Origin of the sequence: Micromonospora sonneratiae, from assembly GCF_042679305.1 — a bacterium.
GTDB classification, from domain to species: Bacteria; Actinomycetota; Actinomycetes; order Mycobacteriales; family Micromonosporaceae; genus Micromonospora_H; species Micromonospora_H sonneratiae.
In genome coordinates, this window is record NZ_JBHTMP010000150.1 from 1 (window position 1) to 1798 (window position 1798).

Here is a 1798-nt window from a genome sequence, read left to right on the forward strand (position 1 = left end):
GGCGGTGGCAGGCGGGCGGGCGGGCATCGTGGCACCCGCCGGCCCGCCTGCCACCGTGGCACCCGCCATCACCAGTACCAGTGCCAGTACAACCGTTGTTGCCCGCACCGTGCCTCCAACCAGCCCGACCAACCGTCGCAAACCACCGCCGGAGCACACCAGTGTCCGGTTCAGGTCCGTCCTGCGGCGCCAGGATGGCAGGAGGCACTCATAGGCGTTCTATCTGTTCTCTATGGACGGCTGAGGGTGACGACGCAGCCGAGGATGCAGTTGCCGGGCTCAGCGGGCGGGCCGGGGGCCGGCTCGGCACACCGAGCCCGTAGGCCCCGTGCCGGGCCAAGGCACACCAAGGTTTGTCCGCCGCACGGCTGGGAACGGCATCGGCCATGACCAGACCACGCGTCGTGATCGTGGGAGCAGGCTTTGCCGGTTACCACGCGGCCCGGAACCTGTCCCGGATTTCCCGGGGACGGGCTGAGATCGTGCTGCTGAATCCGACCGACTACTTCCTCTATCTGCCGCTGTTGCCCGAGGTGGCGGCCGGAATCCTGGAGCCGACCCGACTGACGGTTTCGCTGGCCGGCACCCTCAAGGACGTCCGTGTCGTGATCGGCGAGGCCGACGGGGTGGACCTCCAGCGGCGCCGGGTCAGCTATCGGCAGCCGGAGAACGGACACGACGAGTTGGCGTACGACCGGCTCGTGCTGGCCGTGGGCAGCGTCAACAAGCTGCTACCGATCCCGGGGATCACCGAACACGCGCACGGATTCCGTGGCCTGCCCGAGGCGCTCTATCTGCACGACCATGTGGTACGACAGATCGAACTGGCGGAGGCGACCGACGATCCTGCCGAGCAGGCGGCCCGCAGCACGTTCGTGGTGGTCGGCGCCGGCTACACCGGTACGGAGGTGGCCGCCCACGGGCAGTTGTTCACCGATGAACTTGCCGCGCAGCATCCGCGGCTGACCACCCGCCCCCGGTGGCTGCTGCTGGACATCGCCGACCGGGTGCTCCCGGAACTGGACCCACGCATGTCGGAGACCGCGCGGCAGGTGCTGGACGGACGCGGGGTGGATGTACGGATGGGCACCTCGGTCTCCGAGGCCACCGCGAACGGGGTACGTCTCAGCGACGGTGAGTACCTGGCCACCCGTTCCCTGATCTGGTGTGTCGGTGTACGTCCGGATCCACTCGTCGCCGGACTGGGGCTGCGTACGGAGAAGGGCCGGCTGGTCGTCGACGAGTTCCTCGGGGTGCCCGGGTTCCCCGACGTGTACGCCTGTGGTGATGCGGCTGCCGTGCCCGACCTGACCCGCCCCGGTGAGGTGACCCCGATGACCGCTCAACACGCCGAACGGCAGGGCAAGCTGGTGGCACACAACGTCGCGGCCTCGTTCGGGCAGGGGCGACGTCGGCCGTACCGGCACCACGATCTGGGGTTCGTGGTGGATCTCGGTGGCACGGATGCGGCAGCCAACCCGCTGCGGATGCCGATGTCCGGGCTGACCGCCAAGACGGTTACCCGCGGCTACCACCTCTATGCGATGCCCGGGAACCGAGCCCGGGTCGGCGCTGACTGGCTGCTGGACGCGACGACGACCCGGCAGAGCGTGCAGCTCGGCCTGGTACCCGCGCACGCGGTTCCGTTGGAGAGTGCATCACCGGAGGTGCCAGCCCGGGTCCGCGGCTGAGGGTACGCTGCCCGGGACGCGACGAAGGGCCAGCCCGGTTGGGCTGGCCCTTCGTGGTTGTTGTTGTGTTGTTGTGTGTCAGGCGGAGTAGCCGCGGGTGGCGATCC

1 protein-coding gene is annotated in these 1798 nt (G+C 69.2%); it reads left to right on the forward strand.

Annotated elements, in window-relative coordinates; genetic code table 11:
- Positions 1–386 precede the first annotated feature (386 nt).
- The gene (locus ACFQ4H_RS34715; RefSeq protein WP_377579506.1) at positions 387–1691 is read left to right on the forward strand and encodes an NAD(P)/FAD-dependent oxidoreductase; all 1305 of its coding nucleotides are present in this window, start codon (positions 387–389) and stop codon (positions 1689–1691) included.
- The last annotated feature ends 107 nt before the right edge of the window (positions 1692–1798 follow it).